13 protein-coding genes are annotated in these 18,507 nt (G+C 48.8%); all 13 read left to right on the top strand.

Going from position 1 to position 18,507, the window contains the following annotated elements:
• Positions 1–7: 7 nt before the first annotated feature.
• Entirely contained in the window at positions 8–844 is an 837-nt protein-coding gene (locus tag RIN69_RS16005) for a DUF4123 domain-containing protein (protein WP_313853010.1), read from the top strand.
• A 28-nt stretch (positions 845–872) separates the two neighbouring features.
• A complete protein-coding gene (locus RIN69_RS16000; RefSeq protein ID WP_313853009.1) occupies positions 873–3,461 on the top strand; it encodes a T6SS effector BTH_I2691 family protein in 2,589 nt (862 codons plus the stop codon).
• Between the two features lies 1 nt (position 3,462).
• Positions 3,463–4,434: a DUF6708 domain-containing protein gene (locus RIN69_RS15995; protein ID WP_313853008.1), complete on the top strand. Its 972-nt coding sequence runs from the start codon at positions 3,463–3,465 to the stop codon at positions 4,432–4,434.
• A gap of 63 nt (positions 4,435–4,497) precedes the next feature.
• Positions 4,498–5,469, top strand: coding sequence for a DUF6708 domain-containing protein (locus RIN69_RS15990; protein ID WP_313853006.1), 972 nt, complete (start codon positions 4,498–4,500; stop codon positions 5,467–5,469).
• A gap of 63 nt (positions 5,470–5,532) precedes the next feature.
• Positions 5,533–6,504, top strand: a complete 972-nt coding sequence (locus RIN69_RS15985) for a DUF6708 domain-containing protein (RefSeq protein ID WP_313853002.1) — start codon at positions 5,533–5,535, stop codon at positions 6,502–6,504.
• 63 nt (positions 6,505–6,567) lie between these two features.
• Positions 6,568–7,539 (top strand): DUF6708 domain-containing protein, encoded by a 972-nt coding sequence (locus tag RIN69_RS15980; protein ID WP_313852999.1) that lies wholly within the window; start codon positions 6,568–6,570, stop codon positions 7,537–7,539.
• 61 nt (positions 7,540–7,600) lie between these two features.
• Positions 7,601–8,572, top strand: a complete 972-nt coding sequence (locus tag RIN69_RS15975) for a DUF6708 domain-containing protein (RefSeq protein ID WP_313852998.1) — start codon at positions 7,601–7,603, stop codon at positions 8,570–8,572.
• Positions 8,573–8,597: 25 nt separating this feature from the next.
• Complete coding sequence (locus tag RIN69_RS15970; protein WP_313852997.1) at positions 8,598–9,614, top strand: DUF6708 domain-containing protein; 1,017 nt, start codon at positions 8,598–8,600, stop codon at positions 9,612–9,614.
• A 408-nt stretch (positions 9,615–10,022) separates the two neighbouring features.
• A complete protein-coding gene (locus RIN69_RS15965; RefSeq protein ID WP_313852995.1) occupies positions 10,023–10,649 on the top strand; it encodes a DUF6708 domain-containing protein in 627 nt (208 codons plus the stop codon).
• Positions 10,650–11,812: 1,163 nt separating this feature from the next.
• A complete protein-coding gene (locus RIN69_RS15960; RefSeq protein ID WP_313852994.1) occupies positions 11,813–12,079 on the top strand; it encodes a PAAR domain-containing protein in 267 nt (88 codons plus the stop codon).
• Complete coding sequence (locus tag RIN69_RS15955; RefSeq protein WP_313852993.1) at positions 12,076–13,299, top strand: hypothetical protein; 1,224 nt, start codon at positions 12,076–12,078, stop codon at positions 13,297–13,299. Before RIN69_RS15960 ends, RIN69_RS15955 begins: the two co-directional genes overlap by 4 nt.
• A gap of 86 nt (positions 13,300–13,385) precedes the next feature.
• A complete protein-coding gene (locus tag RIN69_RS15950) occupies positions 13,386–16,844 on the top strand; it encodes an ImcF-related family protein (protein WP_313852992.1) in 3,459 nt (1,152 codons plus the stop codon).
• Positions 16,844–18,439, top strand: a complete 1,596-nt coding sequence (gene tssA, locus RIN69_RS15945; protein ID WP_313852991.1) for a type VI secretion system protein TssA — start codon at positions 16,844–16,846, stop codon at positions 18,437–18,439. The genes RIN69_RS15950 and tssA overlap by 1 nt, the downstream gene beginning before the upstream one ends.
• The last annotated feature ends 68 nt before the right edge of the window (positions 18,440–18,507 follow it).

The raw sequence follows: 18,507 nt of genomic DNA, 5'->3' as shown, positions 1-18,507 counted from the left end.
AGCGGTAATGACTATTGAATACATCACTCCACACCGGGCTATAGGGGCACATCAATATGCGGTGATTGACCGTCTGCTCGTCCCTGAGCTACCTGACTCGTGGCCGGTTATTGAATTAGTATTGCCGATGCTGGCTCCCCAGGCTCATCTTTATCCCTGGTTGGTACCACTGCGTGAACTGCCTTCGCAGGAGTGGGATAGTTTGATGACAACGCTGTCGCGGCATAGTGGATCTCGTGCACCGGAGAAATGCAGCCTGCTGTTATCCAGCGTCTGTTCACCTCAGCAGGTTCGAAGCGCGCTGCTCAATACTCTTTATTTTAAGGATACCCAGCAGAACGGCCATATTCTGCGCTTTTACGACCCCAGGGTGCTGTTTTATCTGCACTGGAAGCTCAGTTCGCGGCAGTTATGTAACCTGCTTTCAATAAAAGAGATACCGAGCTGGACATTCTGGCTTGATGGCAGCTGGCATACCCTTGAATTTTCTGAACATGCTGCTGGCAGGCCGGCAGAAGAGGCTGGCATTAACCTGCATCAGTTGGCGCATTGTGGGCTGATAAACCAGGCGTTACAACAGCTGCCAGCGTGTGCGGATATCAACCAGCGCCAACAGACCAGTCGTCGGTTGGAAATGTTATTGATGCAGGCGATGCAGTGTGAGCTTCCCACCGAGAACGATCGTATTGCGTTTGCGGTGCATGGCCTGGTACAGCGTGAAAGATTCTGGGCTGCGCCTAAGATGTCTGCATTTTTACAGCAGGCGAGCCACTGCCCGAACTTATATCGTGATGAAACCAGTGGGTGGGACGAAAACCGCTGGCGGACTATGACCAGTAGCTAGCCTTACAACGCAGGGAGCAACTTCTGACATGAGCACCAAACAAGGCTGTAAATTTTGTATCCGGTACGGGTTACCCATCCTGCCCGCACGTCCGGCAGTGATGTCACAGGACGACGTTTTACCTAAGCTATCCTCATCTCTGACTGCGCCGCTGGAGGCCAAAGGTGAGACTGCATGGACAGCGCGCCTGTTACGCGAAGGTTTCCTCTATATCTGGGCTGAGTCCGGTAAGCGCTGGATAAGTTATTTCGCTACCGCTGACGGCTTCTATTATCCCTTGCCTGAATATGGCGACGTTCCACCAGATATTATCAGTGGCAAAGTAAAGCCCTGCATTACCGAGCCTTCTGAACTGGCGACTGCCTCACTGATTACCCTGCCGATAAAGCCAGCGGGCATGAAAAACGGCCTGTTCTGGTTTGCCTGGTCTGAGGTGGAGTGGACAGATGCTGTACGCAAACAGCATGAAGATCCCGCCCGGCGCAGCCTGTCTATGCAGTGTTTTGATATGGATGCGTGGATCAACAGTGGTCAGGCAGACCAGGCGGTTTCGATCGCCGGATTAAGTGACACCATAGCGGAGTACAGTGCAAAGGCCGCTAACGGTAAGGTAAAAAAATGGTCTCCGGCACCGTGGAAGAACGCGAATCCCATGGCGGCAGAAAATATCAGGCTGGCAGCGGATTCACTGTACGCAGATAAAGGAGCAATTCTGCTGCTGCAGGATCCACCCGCTATCCTTCAGGATCTTTCTGCGCTGATTGATTATGACTTACAGGATCAGATCTACAATAATTCGCTTTATAAGCGCGAGCTGGCGTTGGCTTCGGCGATCGGTGGTTTGAAAGAGGCGATAACGCGTCAGTTTGAGCGAGACTATATCGAAAAAAGCGAGAGTGAAGAGCGCCAAGCGCTTTATGGTCCGTTCGGCTACAGTGCCAACAGTGACGTGCCTGATAATATGTACACACCGCTCGCCGACAGGAAGATGAATAGCACGGTAGCCAAGAAATGGGCGCAGTATGAACAGTATTACGATCCTGAAAAAATGGCGGCCTTTCAGCGTACCTTCAGCCAGGCATTAGCACAATACAATGACCGTATCGTCAGTCCACGCACCGACATGTATCTCGAATGGATGAAAAGCGAGGGGCTGCTGAATTACTTCCGGCAAAACTTTGATACCACTGAGCTGAGTAGCGGCATCGACTATGTTCAAACCCTCAATTATTGCATCGTCGGTATGCAGGACAAAACCGGCGTCATCCGCCATTTTTCAGATTTATTGTCAGGTTTGCCAACCGACCCCAATAATATTTTGGCAAGGGCGCTGGTGCTGAATCAGGATGTTCTGGCAGATAAAATAACCAAAGCTGTCGAAGGGTTTTCCGAGTGGTTGACGATTCCCTGGAGTGGTCTGGCGGACATCTATAAGACCGTAATTGAGAAAACAAATGAGGGCGCTGCCGGCGCGGTTTCAATATTCATTGGCATGCTTACAGGAATTGTCGCCCGAAAAATTACTCAGGCAATGGAATCAAAACAGGTCTTTGCCTGCCTGGTGGCAATGGGAGCACTAACCAATAAAGCTTATGTAACCATCGAAAAAACCGGCACCTACAAACAGTTTCTTTCTGAAGTAGTCACTCAACTGGCGAAAGAGAGCGGGCTGAGCAGCAGGGCGAATAGCGACAGATTGCGGCATTATGTCCGACAGGAAATCAGGCGACTGAGAATTAACGGAGTGCCGATGGAGGGCGTGGAAGTTAAACGGTTCCTTGTAATGATCGATATCGACAAGGTTAATGAGCTGCAGGCGCTGCCGCCGAAAGAGCGCCCTGCCGCACTGGTGAAGCTGCTGCGTCTTTCAGCGGACGTTGAGGCCCAGCAGTTCAGTCAGTGGCAGGGTGCAGTGAGGCGCGGCGCCAGCCAGATTGGAGAAGCGATGCCGTTTGCCCTCGGCGTAATTTCAGCCGTTCTGCAGACCGCTGCGCTGCTTACAACGGCTGATATAAAAAATAAAAAAACGCTTACCGCTGACCAGGGCGAAGCACATGCCAAATTCTGGGCCGGTGTAGCTGGCCTTGCAAGTGCAAGTCTCAGCGTAGTTGAAACCGGCATCAAGCAGTTCAATCTGTTTGCCGACGCCTCTTCCAGAGTGCGATTGTTACGATCAGAGCCATTTATGAAATGGATAGAGATCATAGGGAAAGTGTTGGGGATAGTGGCAGGTGTGGTTGCCACCTGGTGGGATTTTAATCATATGTATGACGAAAATAGTAAAGGCCATTTAGGCCTTGCCATAGCTTACGGTTTATCAGGAACCGCAGGAGCATGGTTAGTTATAGCCTTAATGGCGAATGCGCTACCAGTAATTGGTAGTATTATTGCGGTAGTACTGCTTGTATTTACCGCTATTTATTTGGCGTTTTATAGCCGCGACAATATTCAAAAGTGGTTGGTTCAATGTTTATGGCGCAGGATACCCGTGAATACGGATGATACCAAAGAAAATCAGGTGCTCTTTAGGGAGAGGGAAACCGCAGATCTTCCCATCTGGCCAGATATCACGATGGAAATGAATGAGCTAAAACTGGCTCTGGGAGTAGAGGACTAATATGGACTACTATGGATTATTTCCTAAGTTTAAATTTAATCGACCACTTAAAGCTGATGAGAAAAAATACCAACTAAAGCAGAATAAAAAAATTGATCTTGACGGTCAGTCATTGGTGCCGGATTTGAAAGTAATCGCCATGAACTCTCACTGTCTGGAACTGGTTGATAAATATTATTCTGCAAAAGGCTTGATAAGCCTGCCGGCGGCGTCTGCAGTAATTATGTTCTCATTTGGTGCTCTGGTTTTGTGTTGTTCTATAGTTTTTGATTATGGTTGGAGTAATTGGCGTGCTGTAAGTTTATATGGTTTGCTTATTATTATATTTATATCAATGGATATATTTATGTTTAAAATTTTAAAAGCAGAATGGTTTGCCTGGACGCATTATCCCATTCGTTTTGACAGAATAAATCGTCAGGTTCATTTTTTCCGGCCGGACGGTACGATCCGTAGCGTACCCTGGGAAAAGGTGTTCTTTACCTCCGGCCTGAGCCATCGAAAAGAGTTTAATAAATACTACTACATCAGCGGTCATATCCTGGCGGACGATACCGAGACGGTGATAGATTCTTTCTGCCTGCCAGCAACACACTCAGATCGCAAGCAGCTTGAGCGCCACTGGGAGTTTGTCCGCCGTTATATGGAGGAGGGGCCGGCGTCGGTGGCGCCGGCGGTGAATGTCTGCCTGCCGATAGCCGGCAAGAGAGAAGGATATTGGTTTGGGCTGCTGTATTTACTATCCGCATATAACGGCGCGCCGATGTTTCTTTTACCGTTGCTGTTTGCATTGAGTTTCATCTTCAGTATCCCACGCTATATCGCGATGGTTACCAGTAAGGTTCCGGTCTGGCCGGAAAACATCGAGGCGCAGTGTGCCGCGGCGGTGGATGACCCTTACGCGATTGATGCCTCGAGCAACCCTAAACATCCGCTTCGCGATCTGTTCCGCAAAACGCCCGAGGAAAAGTAGGTACTGTTGGGCATAAGCGGACTGGGTGAGTGTGGAATCTGGAGCAGGGAGCAGGAGACCAATATGGACTACTACGGACTAATTCCCAAATTTAAATTTAATCGCCCGCTTAACGCGGATGAGAAAAATAATCAACTAAAGTATGATCAACGGATCGATCTTAACAGTCAATCAATGGTGCCGGACTTAAAGTTGATCTCCATGAACTCTTATTGCATGGAGCTTGTTGATAAGTACTATTCAGCAAAGGGATTTGTAAGTCTAATAGGATTTGTTTTTTTCTCATCATATTTAATTTCATTTTCATTGATTGTTATTTATACCATTCCTAATGGTGGGTGGGGTTCATTTTATAATTTGCGTTTTATTTTTTTTATTGCCCTAATTGCATTTCCTATGGCACTTTGGATGATTTATCTTCTTAAAACTGAATGGTTTGCCTGGACTCATTATCCGATTCGATTTGACAGAAAAAATCGGCAGATTCATTTTTTCCGGCTGGATGGCACCACCTGCAGCGTGCCGTGGGAAAAGGTGTTCTTTACCTCCGGCCTGAGCCATCGAAAAAGTTTCAATCAAGACTATTATATTAGCGGTCATATCCTGGCGGACGATAACGAGACGGTAATCGATACTTTCTGCCTGCCAGCAACACACTCAGATCGTAAGCAGCTTGAGCGCCACTGGGAGTTTGTCCGTCGTTATATGGAAGCGGGGCCGGCGTCGGTGGCGCCGGCGGTGAATTTCTGCCTGCCGATAGCCGGCAAGAGAGAAGGATATTGGTTTGGGCTGCTGTATTTACTATCCGCATATAACGGCGCGCCGATGTTTCTTTTCCCGTTGCTGTTTGCATTGAGTTTCATCTTCAGTATCCCACGCTATATCGCGATGGTTACCAGTAAGGTTCCGGTCTGGCCGGAAAACATCGAGGCGCAGTGTGCTGCGGCGGTGGATGACCCTTACGCGATTGATGCCTCGAGCAACCCTAAACATCCGCTTCGCGATCTGTTCCGCAAAACGCCCGGGGAAAAGTAGGTACTGTTGGGCATAAGCGGACTGGGTGAGTGTGGAATCTGTAGCAGGGAGCAGGAGACCAATATGGACTACTACGGACTATTACCTAAGTTTAAATTTAATCGACCACTTAAACCTGATGAGAAAAAAAACCAACTAAAGCAGAATGAAAAAATTGATCTTGACGGTCAGTCATTGGTGCCGGATTTGAAAGTAATCGCCATGAACTCTCACTGTCTGGAACTGGTTGATAAATACTATTCCGCAAAAGGGTTAATAAGTCTGCTGGCGGCGTCATTAGTAATTATGCTCACAGCTACTTTCTTGGCTATATCGTACTCCTTTTTTTTTGAGTATGGCTGGGGGCGACTTAGTGGCATAGTTTTAAATTTTTTAAGCCTTCTTTTACTAATATCAATGGATATTTGTATGTTTAAAGTTTTAAAAAAAGAATGGTTTGCCTGGACGCATTATCCCATTCGTTTTGACAGAATAAATCGTCAGGTTCATTTTTTCCGGCTGGACGGTACCATTTGCAGCGTACCCTGGGAAAAGGTGTTCTTTACCTCCGGCCTGAGCCATCGAAAAGACTTTAATAAAGACTACTATATCAGCGGTCATATCCTGGCGGACGATAACGAGACTGTAATCGATACTTTCTGCCTGCCATCGACAGACTCAGATCGCAAGCAGCTTGAGCGCCACTGGGAGTTTGTCCGCCGTTATATGGAAGAGGGGTCCGCGTCGGTGGCGCCGGCGGTGAATTTCTGCCTGCCGATAGCCGGCAAGAGAGAGGGTTACCAGTTTGGGCTGCTGTATTTACTATCCGGCTTTAACGGCGCGCCGATGTTTCTTTTACCGTTGCTGTTTGCATTGAGTTTCATCTACAGTATTCCACGCTATATCGCGATGGTTACCAGTAAGGTTCCGGTCTGGCCGGAAAACATCGAGGCACATTGTGCCGCGGCGGTGGATGACCCTTACGCGATTGATGCCTCGAGCAACCCTAAACATCCGCTTCGCGATCTGTTCCGCAAAACGCCCGAGGAAAAGTAGGTACTGTTGGGCATAAGCGGACTGGGTGAGTGTGGAATCTGGAGCAGGGAGCAAGAGACCAATATGGACTACTACGGACTATTTCCTAAGTTTAAATTTAATCGACCACTTAAATCTGATGAGAAAAAAAACCAACTAAAGCAGAATAAAAAAATTGATCTTGACGATCAGTCAGTGGTGCCGGATTTGAAAGTAATCGCCATGAACTCTCACTGTCTGGAACTGGTTGATAAATACTATTCTGCAAAAGGGTTAATGAGTCTGCTGGCGGCGCCAGTAGTTATTATGCTCACAGCTACTTTCTTGGCTACATCGTACTCCTTTTTTTTTGTGTATGGCTGGGGGCGATTTAGTGGCGTAGTTTTAAGTTTCTTAAGCCTTCTGGTACTAATATCAATGGATATTTTTATGTTTAAAGTTTTAAAAGCAGAATGGTTTGCCTGGACGCATTATCCCATTCGTTTTGACAGAATAAATCGTCAGGTTCATTTTTTCCGGCTGGACGGTACCATTTGCAGCGTACCCTGGGAAAAGGTGTTCTTTACCTCCGGCCTGAGCCATCGAAAAGACTTTAATAAAGACTACTACATCAGCGGTCATATCCTGGCGGACGATAACGAGACGGTGATCGATACTTTCTGCCTGCCAGCAACACACTCAGATCGCAAGCAGCTTGAGCGGCACTGGGAGTTTGTCCGCCGTTATATGGAAGAGGGGCCGGCGTCGGTGGCGTCGGAGGTGAATGTCTGCCTGCCGATAGCCGGTAAGAGAGAGGGCTATCAGTTTGGGCTGTTGTACTCGCTTTATTTGTTCAACGGCGCGCCGATGTTTCTTTTTCCGTTGCTATTTGCATTGAGCTTTATCTTAAGTATCCCACGCTATATCGCGATGGTTACCAGTAAGGTTCCGGTCTGGCCGGAAAACATCGAGGCGCAGTGTGCCGCGGCGGTGGATGACCCTTACGCGATTGATGCCTCGAGCAACCCTAAACATCCGCTTCGCGATCTGTTCCGCAAAACGCCCGAGGAAAAGTAGGTACTGTTGGGCATAAGCGGACTGGGTGAGTTGAATCTGGAGCAGGGAGCAGGAGACCAATATGGACTACTACGGACTAATTCCCAAATTTAAATTTAATCGCCCGCTTAACGCGGATGAGAAAAATAATCAACTAAAGTATGATCAACGGATCGATCTTAACAGTCAATCAATGGTGCCGGACTTAAAATTGATCTCCATGAACTCTTATTGCATGGAGCTTGTTGATAAGTACTATTCAGCAAAGGGATTTGTAAGTCTAATAGGATTTATTTTTTTCTCATCATATTTAATTTCATTTTCATTGATTGTTATTTATACTTTTCCTAATGGTGGGTGGGGTTCATTTTATAATTTGCGTTTTATTTTTTTTATTGCCTTAATTGCATTGCCTATGGCACTTTGGATGATTTATCTTCTTAAAACTGAATGGTTTGCCTGGACTCATTATCCGATTCGATTTGACAGAAAAAATCGGCAGGTTCATTTTTTCCGGCCGGACGGTACCATCCGCAGCGTACCCTGGGAAAAGGTGTTCTTTACCTCCGGCCTGAGCCATCGAAAAAGTTTCAATCAAGACTATTATATTAGCGGTCATATCCTGGCGGACGATAACGAGACGGTAATCGATACTTTCTGCCTGCCAGCAACACACTCAGATCGCAAGCAGCTTGAGCGCCACTGGGAATTTGTCCGTCGTTATATGGAAGCGGGGCCGGCGTCGGTGGCACCGGTGGTGAATTTCTGCCTGCCGATAGCCGGCAAGAGAGAAGGATATTGGTTTGGGCTGCTGTATTTACTATCCGCATATAACGGCGCGCCGATGTTTCTTTTACCGTTGCTGTTTGCATTGAGCTTTATCTTCAGTATTCCACGCTATATCGCGATGGTTACCAGTAAGGTTCCGGTCTGGCCGGAAAACATCGAGGCACAATGTGCCGCGGCGGTGGATGACCCTTACGCGATTGATGCCTCGAGCAACCCTAAACATCCGCTTCGCGATCTGTTCCGCAAAACGCCCGAGGAAAAGTAGGTACTGTTGGGCATAAGCGGACTGGGTGAGTGTGGAATCTGGAGCAGGGAGCAGGGAGCAGGAGACCAATATGGACTACTACGGACTATTTCCCAAGTTTAAATTTAATCGACCACTTAAACCTGATGAGAAAAAAAACCAACTAAAGCAGAATGAAAAAATTGATCTTGACGGTCAGTCAGTGATGCCGGATGTGAAAGTAATCGCCATGAACTCTCACTGTCTGGAACTGGTTGATAAATACTATTCTGCAAAAGGATTTATGAGTCTTCTGGCGGCGCCAGTAGTAATTATGCTTACAGCTACTTTCTTGGCTACATCGTACTCCTTTTTTTTTGTGTATGGCTGGGGGCGACTTAGTGGCGTAGTTTTAAATTTTTTAAGCCTTCTGGTAATAATATCAATGGATATTTTTATGTTTAAAGTTTTAAAAGCAGAATGGTTTGCCTGGACGCATTATCCCATTCGTTTTGACAGAATAAATCGTCAGGTTCATTTTTTCCGGCTGGACGGTACCATCCGCAGCGTACCCTGGGAAAAGGTGTTCTTTACCTCCGGCCTGAGCCATCGAAAAGACTTTAATAAAGACTACTATATCAGCGGTCATATCCTGGCGGACGATAACGAGACGGTGATCGATACTTTCTGCCTGCCATCGACAGACTCAGATCGTAAGCAGCTTGAGAGGCACTGGGAGTTTGTCCGCCGTTATATGGAAGAGGGGCCGGCGTCGGTGGCGCCGGCGGTGAATTTTTGCCTGCCGATAGCCGGTAAGAGAGAGGGCTATCAGTTTGGGCTGTTGTACTCGCTTTACTTGTTCAACGGCGCGCCGATGTTTCTTTTCCCGTTGCTGTTTGCATTGAGTTTTATCTTAAGTATCCCACGCTATATCGCGATGGTTACCAGTAAGGTTCCGGTCTGGCCAGAAAACATCGAGGCGCAGTGTGCCGCGGCGGTGGATGACCCTTACGCGATTGATGCCTCGAGCAATCCTAAACATCCGCTTCGCGATCTGTTCCGCAAAACGCCCGAGGAAAAGTAGGTACTGTTGGGCATAAGCGGACTGGGTGAGTGTGGAATCTGGAGCAGGGAGCAGGAGACCAATATGGACTACTACGGACTATTTCCCAAGTTCAAATTTAATCGACCACTTAAACCTGATGAGAAAAAAAACCAACTAAAGCAGAATAAAAAAATTGATCTTGACGGTCAGTCATTGGTGCCGGATTTGAAAGTAATCGCCATGAACTCTCACTGTCTGGAACTGGTTGATAAATATTATTCTGCAAAAGGGTTAATGAGTCTGCTGGCGTCGCAAGCAGTAATTATGCTCACGCTTGCTACTCTGACTCTTTTTTATTCAATCATTTTTGATTATAGCTGGAGTAACTGGCGTGCTTTAAGTGGGATTTGTTTACTCATTATTATATTTATCTCAATGGATATATTTATGTTTAAAATGTTAAAAGCAGAATGGTTTGCCTGGACGCATTATCCCATTCGTTTTGACAGAATAAATCGTCAGGTTCATTTTTTCCGGCCTGACGGTACCATCCGCAGCGTACCCTGGGAAAAGGTGTTCTTTACCTCCGGCCTGAGCCATCGAAAAGAGTTTAATAAAGACTACTATATCAGCGGCCATATCATGGCGGACGATAACGAGACGGTAATCGATTCTTTCTGCCTGCCATCGACACACTCAGACCGCAAGCAGCTTGAGCGGCACTGGGAGTTTGTCCGCCGTTATATGGAAGAGGGGCCCGCGTCGGTGGCGCCGGTGGTGAATTTCTGCCTGCCGATAGCCGGCAAGAGAGAGGGTTACCAGTTTGGGCTGCTGTATTTACTATCCGGCTTTAACGGTGCGCCGATGTTTCTTTTCCCGTTGCTGTTTGCATTGAGTTTCATCTACAGTATTCCACGCTATATCGCGATGGTTACCAGTAAGGTTCCGGTCTGGCCAGAAAACATCGAGGCACAGTGTGCCGCGGCGGTGGATGATCCTTACGCGATTGATGCCTCGAGCAATCCTAAACATCCGCTTCGCGATCTGTTCCGCAAAACGCCCGAGGAAAAGTAGGTACTGTTGGGCATAAGCGGACTGGGTGAGTGTGGAATCTGGAGCAGGGAGCAAGAGAACAATATGGACTACTACGGACTATTTCCCAAGTTTAAATTTAATCGACTACTTAAAGCTGATGAGAAAAAAAACAACTAAAGCAGAATGAAAAAATTGATCTTGACGGTCAGTCATTGGTGCCGGATTTAAAAGTAATCGCCATGAACTCTCATTTTCTGGAGCTGGTTGATAAATATTTTGCTGCAAAAGGGTTAATGAGTCTGCTGGCGTCGCAAGCAGTAATTATGCTCACGCTTGCTACTCTGGCTCTGTTTGATTTTTTGAACCTGGTGAAATTGAAGTGTCTGTCTCTAACGAGGCAATTAAGGCAGAGGATTACTGGCCATGGCTATGTATGGACTCTATCAATCCTATAAGATTAATCGAGTTCTAACGCGAGCTGAAAAAAAATTAAGTTACATCAGGGAAGAATTTGATGAAAAAAAACGTTAACTGTGGTGAATCTGTTATCAGAGTCAACTCTATCTATATGGAGATAATAGATAAATTCTACAAGCAGGCTGGGACCAATACCTGGCTGGTAGTTATGCTTTTCTTTGGCTTTTCAGAATGTCACTTATTGTAATTCTGAGAGGTTTTACAGATTTATTTTTTCATGGGGTTGGAAAGGTGATAGTTGTTAGCCTTATACCTGTTCCATTTATACTCTGTGGCGGCTATCCTTTATTAAAGGAATGGCTAAGATTGACTTATTATCCGATTCGATTTAATCGTAAAAATTAAAAAAATCATGTTTTTTATGAACGGATGGATCTGTGTTGACTTTACTCTGGATGTAGATTCGGTCTCATTGCGAGACTGGTGTATTCGCGGTCATATTCTGGATAAAGATGGTTACACTACTTTATTATTCTATATCTTCAATATTTCGCTATATCGGCAGCCAGGCCAGTAAAATTTCCCACTGGCCGCACAACGTACTGAATGTCTGTAAGCCAGAAGACGATGATCCGATAAATATCAGTGCAGCTAATCATCCTGAACATATGCGACTGATATTTGCTTATTAACCCTACCATATATGGAAAGAAAAATACGACTGTATGGATGCCGCAACCAACAGGATCCATTCACTATTGGTAAAACGTTATGGGAAAAATTAAATGAAGGGTGTTGTTCGTATTGGAGATAAAACGACCGGTGGTGGTCAGGTCCAGTCAGGTTCAACAAAAATGAAATTCGATGGGATCGGTGTTGCCCGATTGAATGATCCGATTAACTGTCCAGTTGAAGGTCACAGTTCGTCATATATTGCGGAAGGACATCCAACGATGAAAGATAATGGTGTTCCAGTCGCCTTCCATGGCTATAAATGTTCCTGTGGCTGCTCTCTTATTACTTCCCTGTCGAATGCCACTACGAGTAAATGATGCCTGTTAATCTCTCAGCCATTCCTGATAATGCAAAACGTAAACGACCACCATCGTTAAAACGCTGGCTGGTTGTTTTACTCATTTTTATGATTTTCGGCGGTTTTTTTACCTCCTGGTTGTGGCCAGTAAGTACGGTTCGAGGGGCATTATTCTGGCACTGTTTTATCAGTGCGCCGTTGGTTATCTGGATATTTCTTGCGGGTAGCCGCTGGCTTGTCTGGCTGGCTTCTGAGTGGCCCGCAGGTGGCTGGGATGATGAGCGAGAGCGTGATATTGCCGATGAAGTTCAACGCGGACAGCGCGCTCTGATTCTGGATTCTATGTGCGTACATTTACCGCATCTGGTGACTTCTGGTGCACTCACTGAACAGTTTCTGTTGCCACAGGGAGTCGTGTTACCGCCTGTGATTGATGAAACAGCACAGACAGTGAGTTACATCGCTCAATTTAGCGATGTCGGGCAACCAGCACCTGTACGGATAGAAAGGCAATTACGCGAACTTCTGGAAGATGCGATGCTAAGGGCGGCATTATTGAAAGTAAAGCCCACAGGAATGCCAACTGTAATCATACAAATAGACAGTGAAGTCACGCTATCTTCGGATGAAATTGCAGATATTCGGAAATGTATTACCTCACTGTTATCTGTCCCTGCCAGGATCCAGTTCTTACCTTACTTTGGTTTGTCTGAAATCGACAGCTGGCTGGATGAACCTAAGGTCATGAGTACGCTGCTCCTTCTTTCAGTTAGCTTGCGTAATACGCTATCAGATGGTGATGGAGAGGCCGCTGTGGCATTACTTCTGCATCAGGAGTGTGAAAATTATGATGATGAACACGGTGGACTTGCTCGCATTCATCGACCTGAGCACTCGTTAAACATCACAGCATTACAAATTTCAGCAATGCAGTCTTTACTTTGGGGAAAAACCTGCACAGAAGAAATTGCTTCTGTCTGGGTAGCAGGGATGGGAACCAATAATGAGACACAAAGCCTGCTTGCAAGTAACAATCTTAAATTTCAGCTTGCTGAAACTCATGGGCAGCTTACTGATATTGATATGAAGAGTGGGCGTACAGGGGCAACATCTCCCTGGCTTGCTATTGCTCTGGCGGCAGGAAATTCGAGACCATATCCATTTCCTCAATTGATTATGAGCATGCCGGAAGACGGGCTTCCATGGTGGATGGTTGTTCATCCTCTAATAGGAAAATAGTTACAACGATCTTTATCACATGATCTTGAATTAATAGTTCGTTATGGAAAACATTAAATACGGTCGTTTCGTGTTGGGAGAAAAAGGTGAAACGCATATCACAGGGATTAAAAAACACCACATTTCAGTTGTGGTTGATCTTGTTTGTATTTTTATTTCTGGGGATCGCGGCTTGTTTTATACTTAAAAATGATCCGGCCCAACTGGGCGTTACGCCAGATTCAACCCCGCAAACAATCTTATTCTTTGCTTGTTTGATTATGACCGGCGGATTGCTAATTTTTATTCTGCTTTTTTTTATCGCCACCTATCTCTTTGGTAAAAAAGCCTATCTGAAAGCTAAAGCGCTTGCGGGTGACAATAATTCCTTTTCCGGACAGACGCAGGCAAAAAATGAATCTCCTGTAGTCGGTACCGTTTGGAAATTAAAAGTGCATTTGCGTAAGCGCTACACTCTCTTCTGGCGCCAAAAAGTTCGTATTCTATTGGTAACCGGAGACGAAGCGGCTATTAGTCTGCTCCTGCCGGGCTTGCAGGAAAGCCAGTGGCTTGAAGGCAACCGTACCGTACTGATTTACGGCGGTAGCCTGGCGGCGGATATCGATACAGAAAAATATAGCGCACTGCGTAAACTGCGCCGCGGCCGTCCGCTGGATGGTGTGGTGCGCGTCATTGCTCAGGATCAGCCTCTGACGCCACAGATGAGCGATAATGATCTGCGCGGTCTGGAAAAGATTGGAGAAGTGTTGCGCTATCTGCCACCCGTCTGGCTGTGGCAGTTGTGCGAAAGTGACTGGTCTCAGTCTGACAGACCAGACCAGGCGGTTGGGATTTCGTTACCAGCCCGCGCCATGCCAGAGGATGTGGCGGCACAGCTTAACAAACTGCTACCGCAGCTTCGTGAACAGGGGCTTTCACAGGTATCGGAGAATCGCGCGCATGATTTCCTGCTGCGCCTGGCGCAGCAACTGGAGCAGGGTGGGAGCGAGCGCTGGAAAACGCGCCTGACACCCTGGCTGTACAGCGCACAGCAACGCGTGCCGCTGCGTGGGCTGATGTTCAGCCTGCAGGATAGAACAGCGCAACGGGATGACGCGTTCAGCGAAATTGCTGCTGGGTTATCCCATCAACATGCTTTGACGTATTCCGCCAGCTGGCAGGGAGTGATCGACGACTGCACGCGGGTGCGTGGGCGCCGCGTCGGGATGGCCTGGGAGCAGACGCTGGCCTGGGCACTGATGGTGGTTATTGGCGTCTGGGGAGCGGGGCTGCTGCTCTCCTTTGCCCTGAACTATCATCAAATTTCCTCGGTGGCAAACAAGGCCCGTGCCCTGATGGAGCATCAATCGGTCTCTGATTCTCAACTGACTGATCTGCACGACTTGCGTAATGATGCTGGCCGCCTGCAACACCATATCCAGAATGGCACTCCCTGGTATCAACGTTTTGGGCTGGATCATAACTCGTCACTGCTAAGCGCGATGCTCCCGTGGTACGGCGTGGCAAATAACCGCCTGATCCGCGACCCGGCAAACGCTGCACTGACGGAGAAACTGATCGCGCTGGCGAATTCAGCGCCGAATAGCGATAAGCGCGCGGCATTAGCCAAACCCGGATACGACCAGCTGAAGGCCTGGCTGATGATGGCGCGACCGGACAAAGCAGACGGGGCGTTCTTCGCACAGACGATGAAGACGGTGCAGCCCACGCGTGCGGGTATTTCGACCGGATTGTGGCAGAGCCTGTCAGCGGATTTATGGGCGTTCTATATTTCTGAATTAACCCAGCAGCCGCAGTGGAAAATTGTGCCGGATAGCGCACTGGTCGCTCAGAGCCGCCAGGTTCTGTTGCAGCAAATTGGTCGTCGCAACGCCGAAAGTACGCTGTATGAAAATATGCTCCGATCGGTACGGCGTAATTTTGCGGATGTCTCGCTGGAAGATATTACCAGTGGCACAGACGCCCGCCGCTTGTTCACCACCGATGAAATTATTCCGGGAATGTTTACCCGTCAGGCCTGGCAGGGCGGTATTCAGCAGGCGATCGAGAAGGCGGCGAACTCCCGACGCGATGAAATCGACTGGGTATTAAGCGACAGTCGCAAAGCCGTTTCAGCCGATCTTTCACCTGAAGCGCTTAAAGCACGCCTGACTGAGCGTTACTTCACTGATTTCGCCGGCAGCTGGCTGAACTTTCTGAACAGTCTGCGGCTTAACCCGGCGCAGAATATCGCCGATGTGACCGACCAGCTGACGCTGATGAGTGACGTGCGTCAGTCGCCGATGATTGCTCTGATGAACACCCTGGCATGGCAGGGGCAAACGGGTCAGCAACGCGAAGGACTCTCAGACTCAATTATCAAGTCAGCAAAAGACCTGATCGGTAACAAAGATAAACCGGTGATAGATCAGAGCGCTTCCGGTCCACATGGGCCGCTGGATGATACCTTCGGGCCATTGCTGACGCTGATGGGCAAAAATAACGGCAGCAATATGATGTCCGCGGACAACACGCTGAGCCTGCAGACTTACCTGACGCGTATTACCCGCGTACGCCTGCGGCTGCAACAGGTTGCTGGCGCCTCCGATCCGCAGGAGATGATGCAGACGCTGGCGCAGACGGTATTTCAGGGTAAGAGTGTTGATCTGACGGATACCCAGCAGTACGGCAGTCTGGTGGCGGCAAGTCTCGGTGAGGAGTGGAGCGGATTTGGTCAGACGATGTTCGTTCAACCGCTTACTCAGGCATGGGAAACGGTGCTACAGCCGTCAGCCGCCAGCCTGAACGATCGCTGGGCCCGTTCAGTGGTCGCCAACTGGCGTACCGCTTTCGATGGACGCTTTCCTTTTGCCGCCAGTAAAAGCGATGCCTCCCTGCCTATGCTGGCAGAGTTTATTCGTAAGGACAGCGGGCGTATTGACCGCTTTCTGACGACGGAACTGAGTGGCGTACTGCATAAAGAGGGCAGTCAGTGGGTGCCGGACAGCGCCCATAGCCAGGGGCTGACGTTTAATCCCGCATTTTTAAAAGCGGTCAACCAGCTGAGCCAGCTGTCTGACATTCTTTTTACCGATGGTACTCAGGGAATCACTTTTGAGTTGCAGGCTCGTCCGGCAGCGCAGGTGGTAGAAACCCAGCTCACCATTGACGGGCAAAAGCTGCATTACTTTAATCAGATGGCTGACTGGCAAAGTTTCCGCTGGCCTGGCGATACCTGGAAGCCGGGAACCATGCTGACCTGGACGTCGACCCATGCTGGTGCACGTCTGTTCGGCGACTACAGCGGAACCTGGGGCTTTATCCGTTGGCTGGAACAGGGTAAACGCCAGCAGCTCGACCGCAGTCAGTGGATGATGAGTTATACCGCGCCGGATGACAGCACATTGCAATGGGTGCTGCGCTCACAGCTGGGCAACGGTCCGCTGGCGTTGCTGACGCTGCGGGGATTTAGCCTGCCGGAGCAGATTTTCAGTGTTGATGCCAGCGCGACTGCGCAGGCATTTGCCAGTAACAATGACAGCATGGACATGGACGAAGCCGAATAATGACCACTCTGCAGAATTTACTTCACGCCTGCGCCGCCGATGAAAGCACGCTGCTGAACTCAGCGCGCTCGCACAGCGCTGACTGGAACCGCTGGCTGGCACCCGTTAATAACAGTCAGCCGACCGGTGAGGATCCGGGTTATGACGACGACTTTCAGCAGATCCGTGAAGAAGTGAACAAACTCTCCGGGATCGATACCGGGCTGATTTGTACCCTCGCAGAAAAGTTGCTGACCGGAGTCGGCAAAGACTTACGCGTGGTCACTTTTTACATCTGGGCGCGTCTGCATCAGGACGGTGAACCGGGATTAGCCGACGGACTGGAACTACTGGCTGGTATGCTGGAGCGCTTTGGCACGAAGCTTCATCCGCAGCGCGATCGCAGCCGTAAATCGGCACTGGAGTGGCTCGGCAGTAGCCGGGTGCTGGACAGCCTGTCGCTATATCCGGAAGTTGATGTGACCATAATGCAGCGCATTACCGGTGCGATGCTGCTGACAGAGCGGGCTTTGCAATCAACAGATGAAGCCAGCCGCCCACAATTCTCAGGGCTGTATCAGGCGCTGGAAAACCGGCTGATACAAAGCGGTGGGGCGAACAGTCTTGTGCCGCAAACCAGTCGCGAAGAGAGTCTGGCTACAGCAGCTTCGATCTCTTCTGCCCCGGTAATGGCTACCGTAACTTCCGGGCGCGATCTGCTGGATCAGGCCAAAGTGCTGGCTAAGTATCTGCGCGATCAGCCCGGCGGCTGGCTTGCGAGTCACCATCTGATTAAAAGCGTGCGCTGGGACACGTTATCGGAGTTGCCGCCGCTGGATGCCAGTGGGCGCACACGTCTGGTCCCGCCAAAACCGGATCATCGCGCTCATCTCAAACGTCTGTACCTGCAACAGAGCTGGGGTGAATTACTCGAGCAGAGCGACAGCTTGCTGGCGCAAGGCGTCAACCATTTGTGGCTGGACGTGCAGTGGTATACCTGGCAGGCGCTGGTAAAGTTCGACAGTGACAGCGTGCGCGCTGATATTGTTTGCCGCGATCTGAAAGGATTACTGGTACGCCTGCCGGGGCTGGAATCACTGGCTTTCAATGACGGCACGCCTTTTGCGGATGAAGTCACGCTGAACTGGATTAACGAAAAAGTGCTCGATGATCTGCCGGGCTGGAAGAGTGAGCCGGTCAGTGCCGCGATATCTTCAGATGACGATATGCTGGCCCTGGAACCTGAAGTACTGGCGCTGGCTGACAGTGACGGTATTGAAGTTGCGCTTAACTGGCTGCAGGCGCGCCCTGGTTTTACCTCTGCCCGCAATCAGTGGCTGATGCGTTTACTAATGGCCCGCGTTACTGAGCAATACGGCAAAAACGAAATGGCGCTACACCTGCTGGGTGAACTCGATAGTGGTGCAATGACACTGACGCTGGAAAAATGGACGCCGGAACTGATATTTGAGGTCAAAGCACGCCGGCTCAAGCTGCTGCGGGCAAAAGCCAGCCGGGCTGAAGCGGATAAAATACGGCTACAACCGCAAATGGATACGCTGCTTTCGGGTTTGATTATGCTTGACCCGGCGCGTGCTGCGGTACTTTGCGGATAATTCAAATAACAGAAATTTGGTTAGTAATACTTTATGACGTTAAAAGAAAGTCAGGAAATAAGTTAAAA

Source organism: Winslowiella toletana, assembly GCF_032164335.1.
GTDB classification, from domain to species: Bacteria; Pseudomonadota; Gammaproteobacteria; order Enterobacterales; family Enterobacteriaceae; genus Erwinia; species Erwinia toletana_A.
This window is presented reverse-complemented; position numbering and strand designations above follow the sequence as displayed.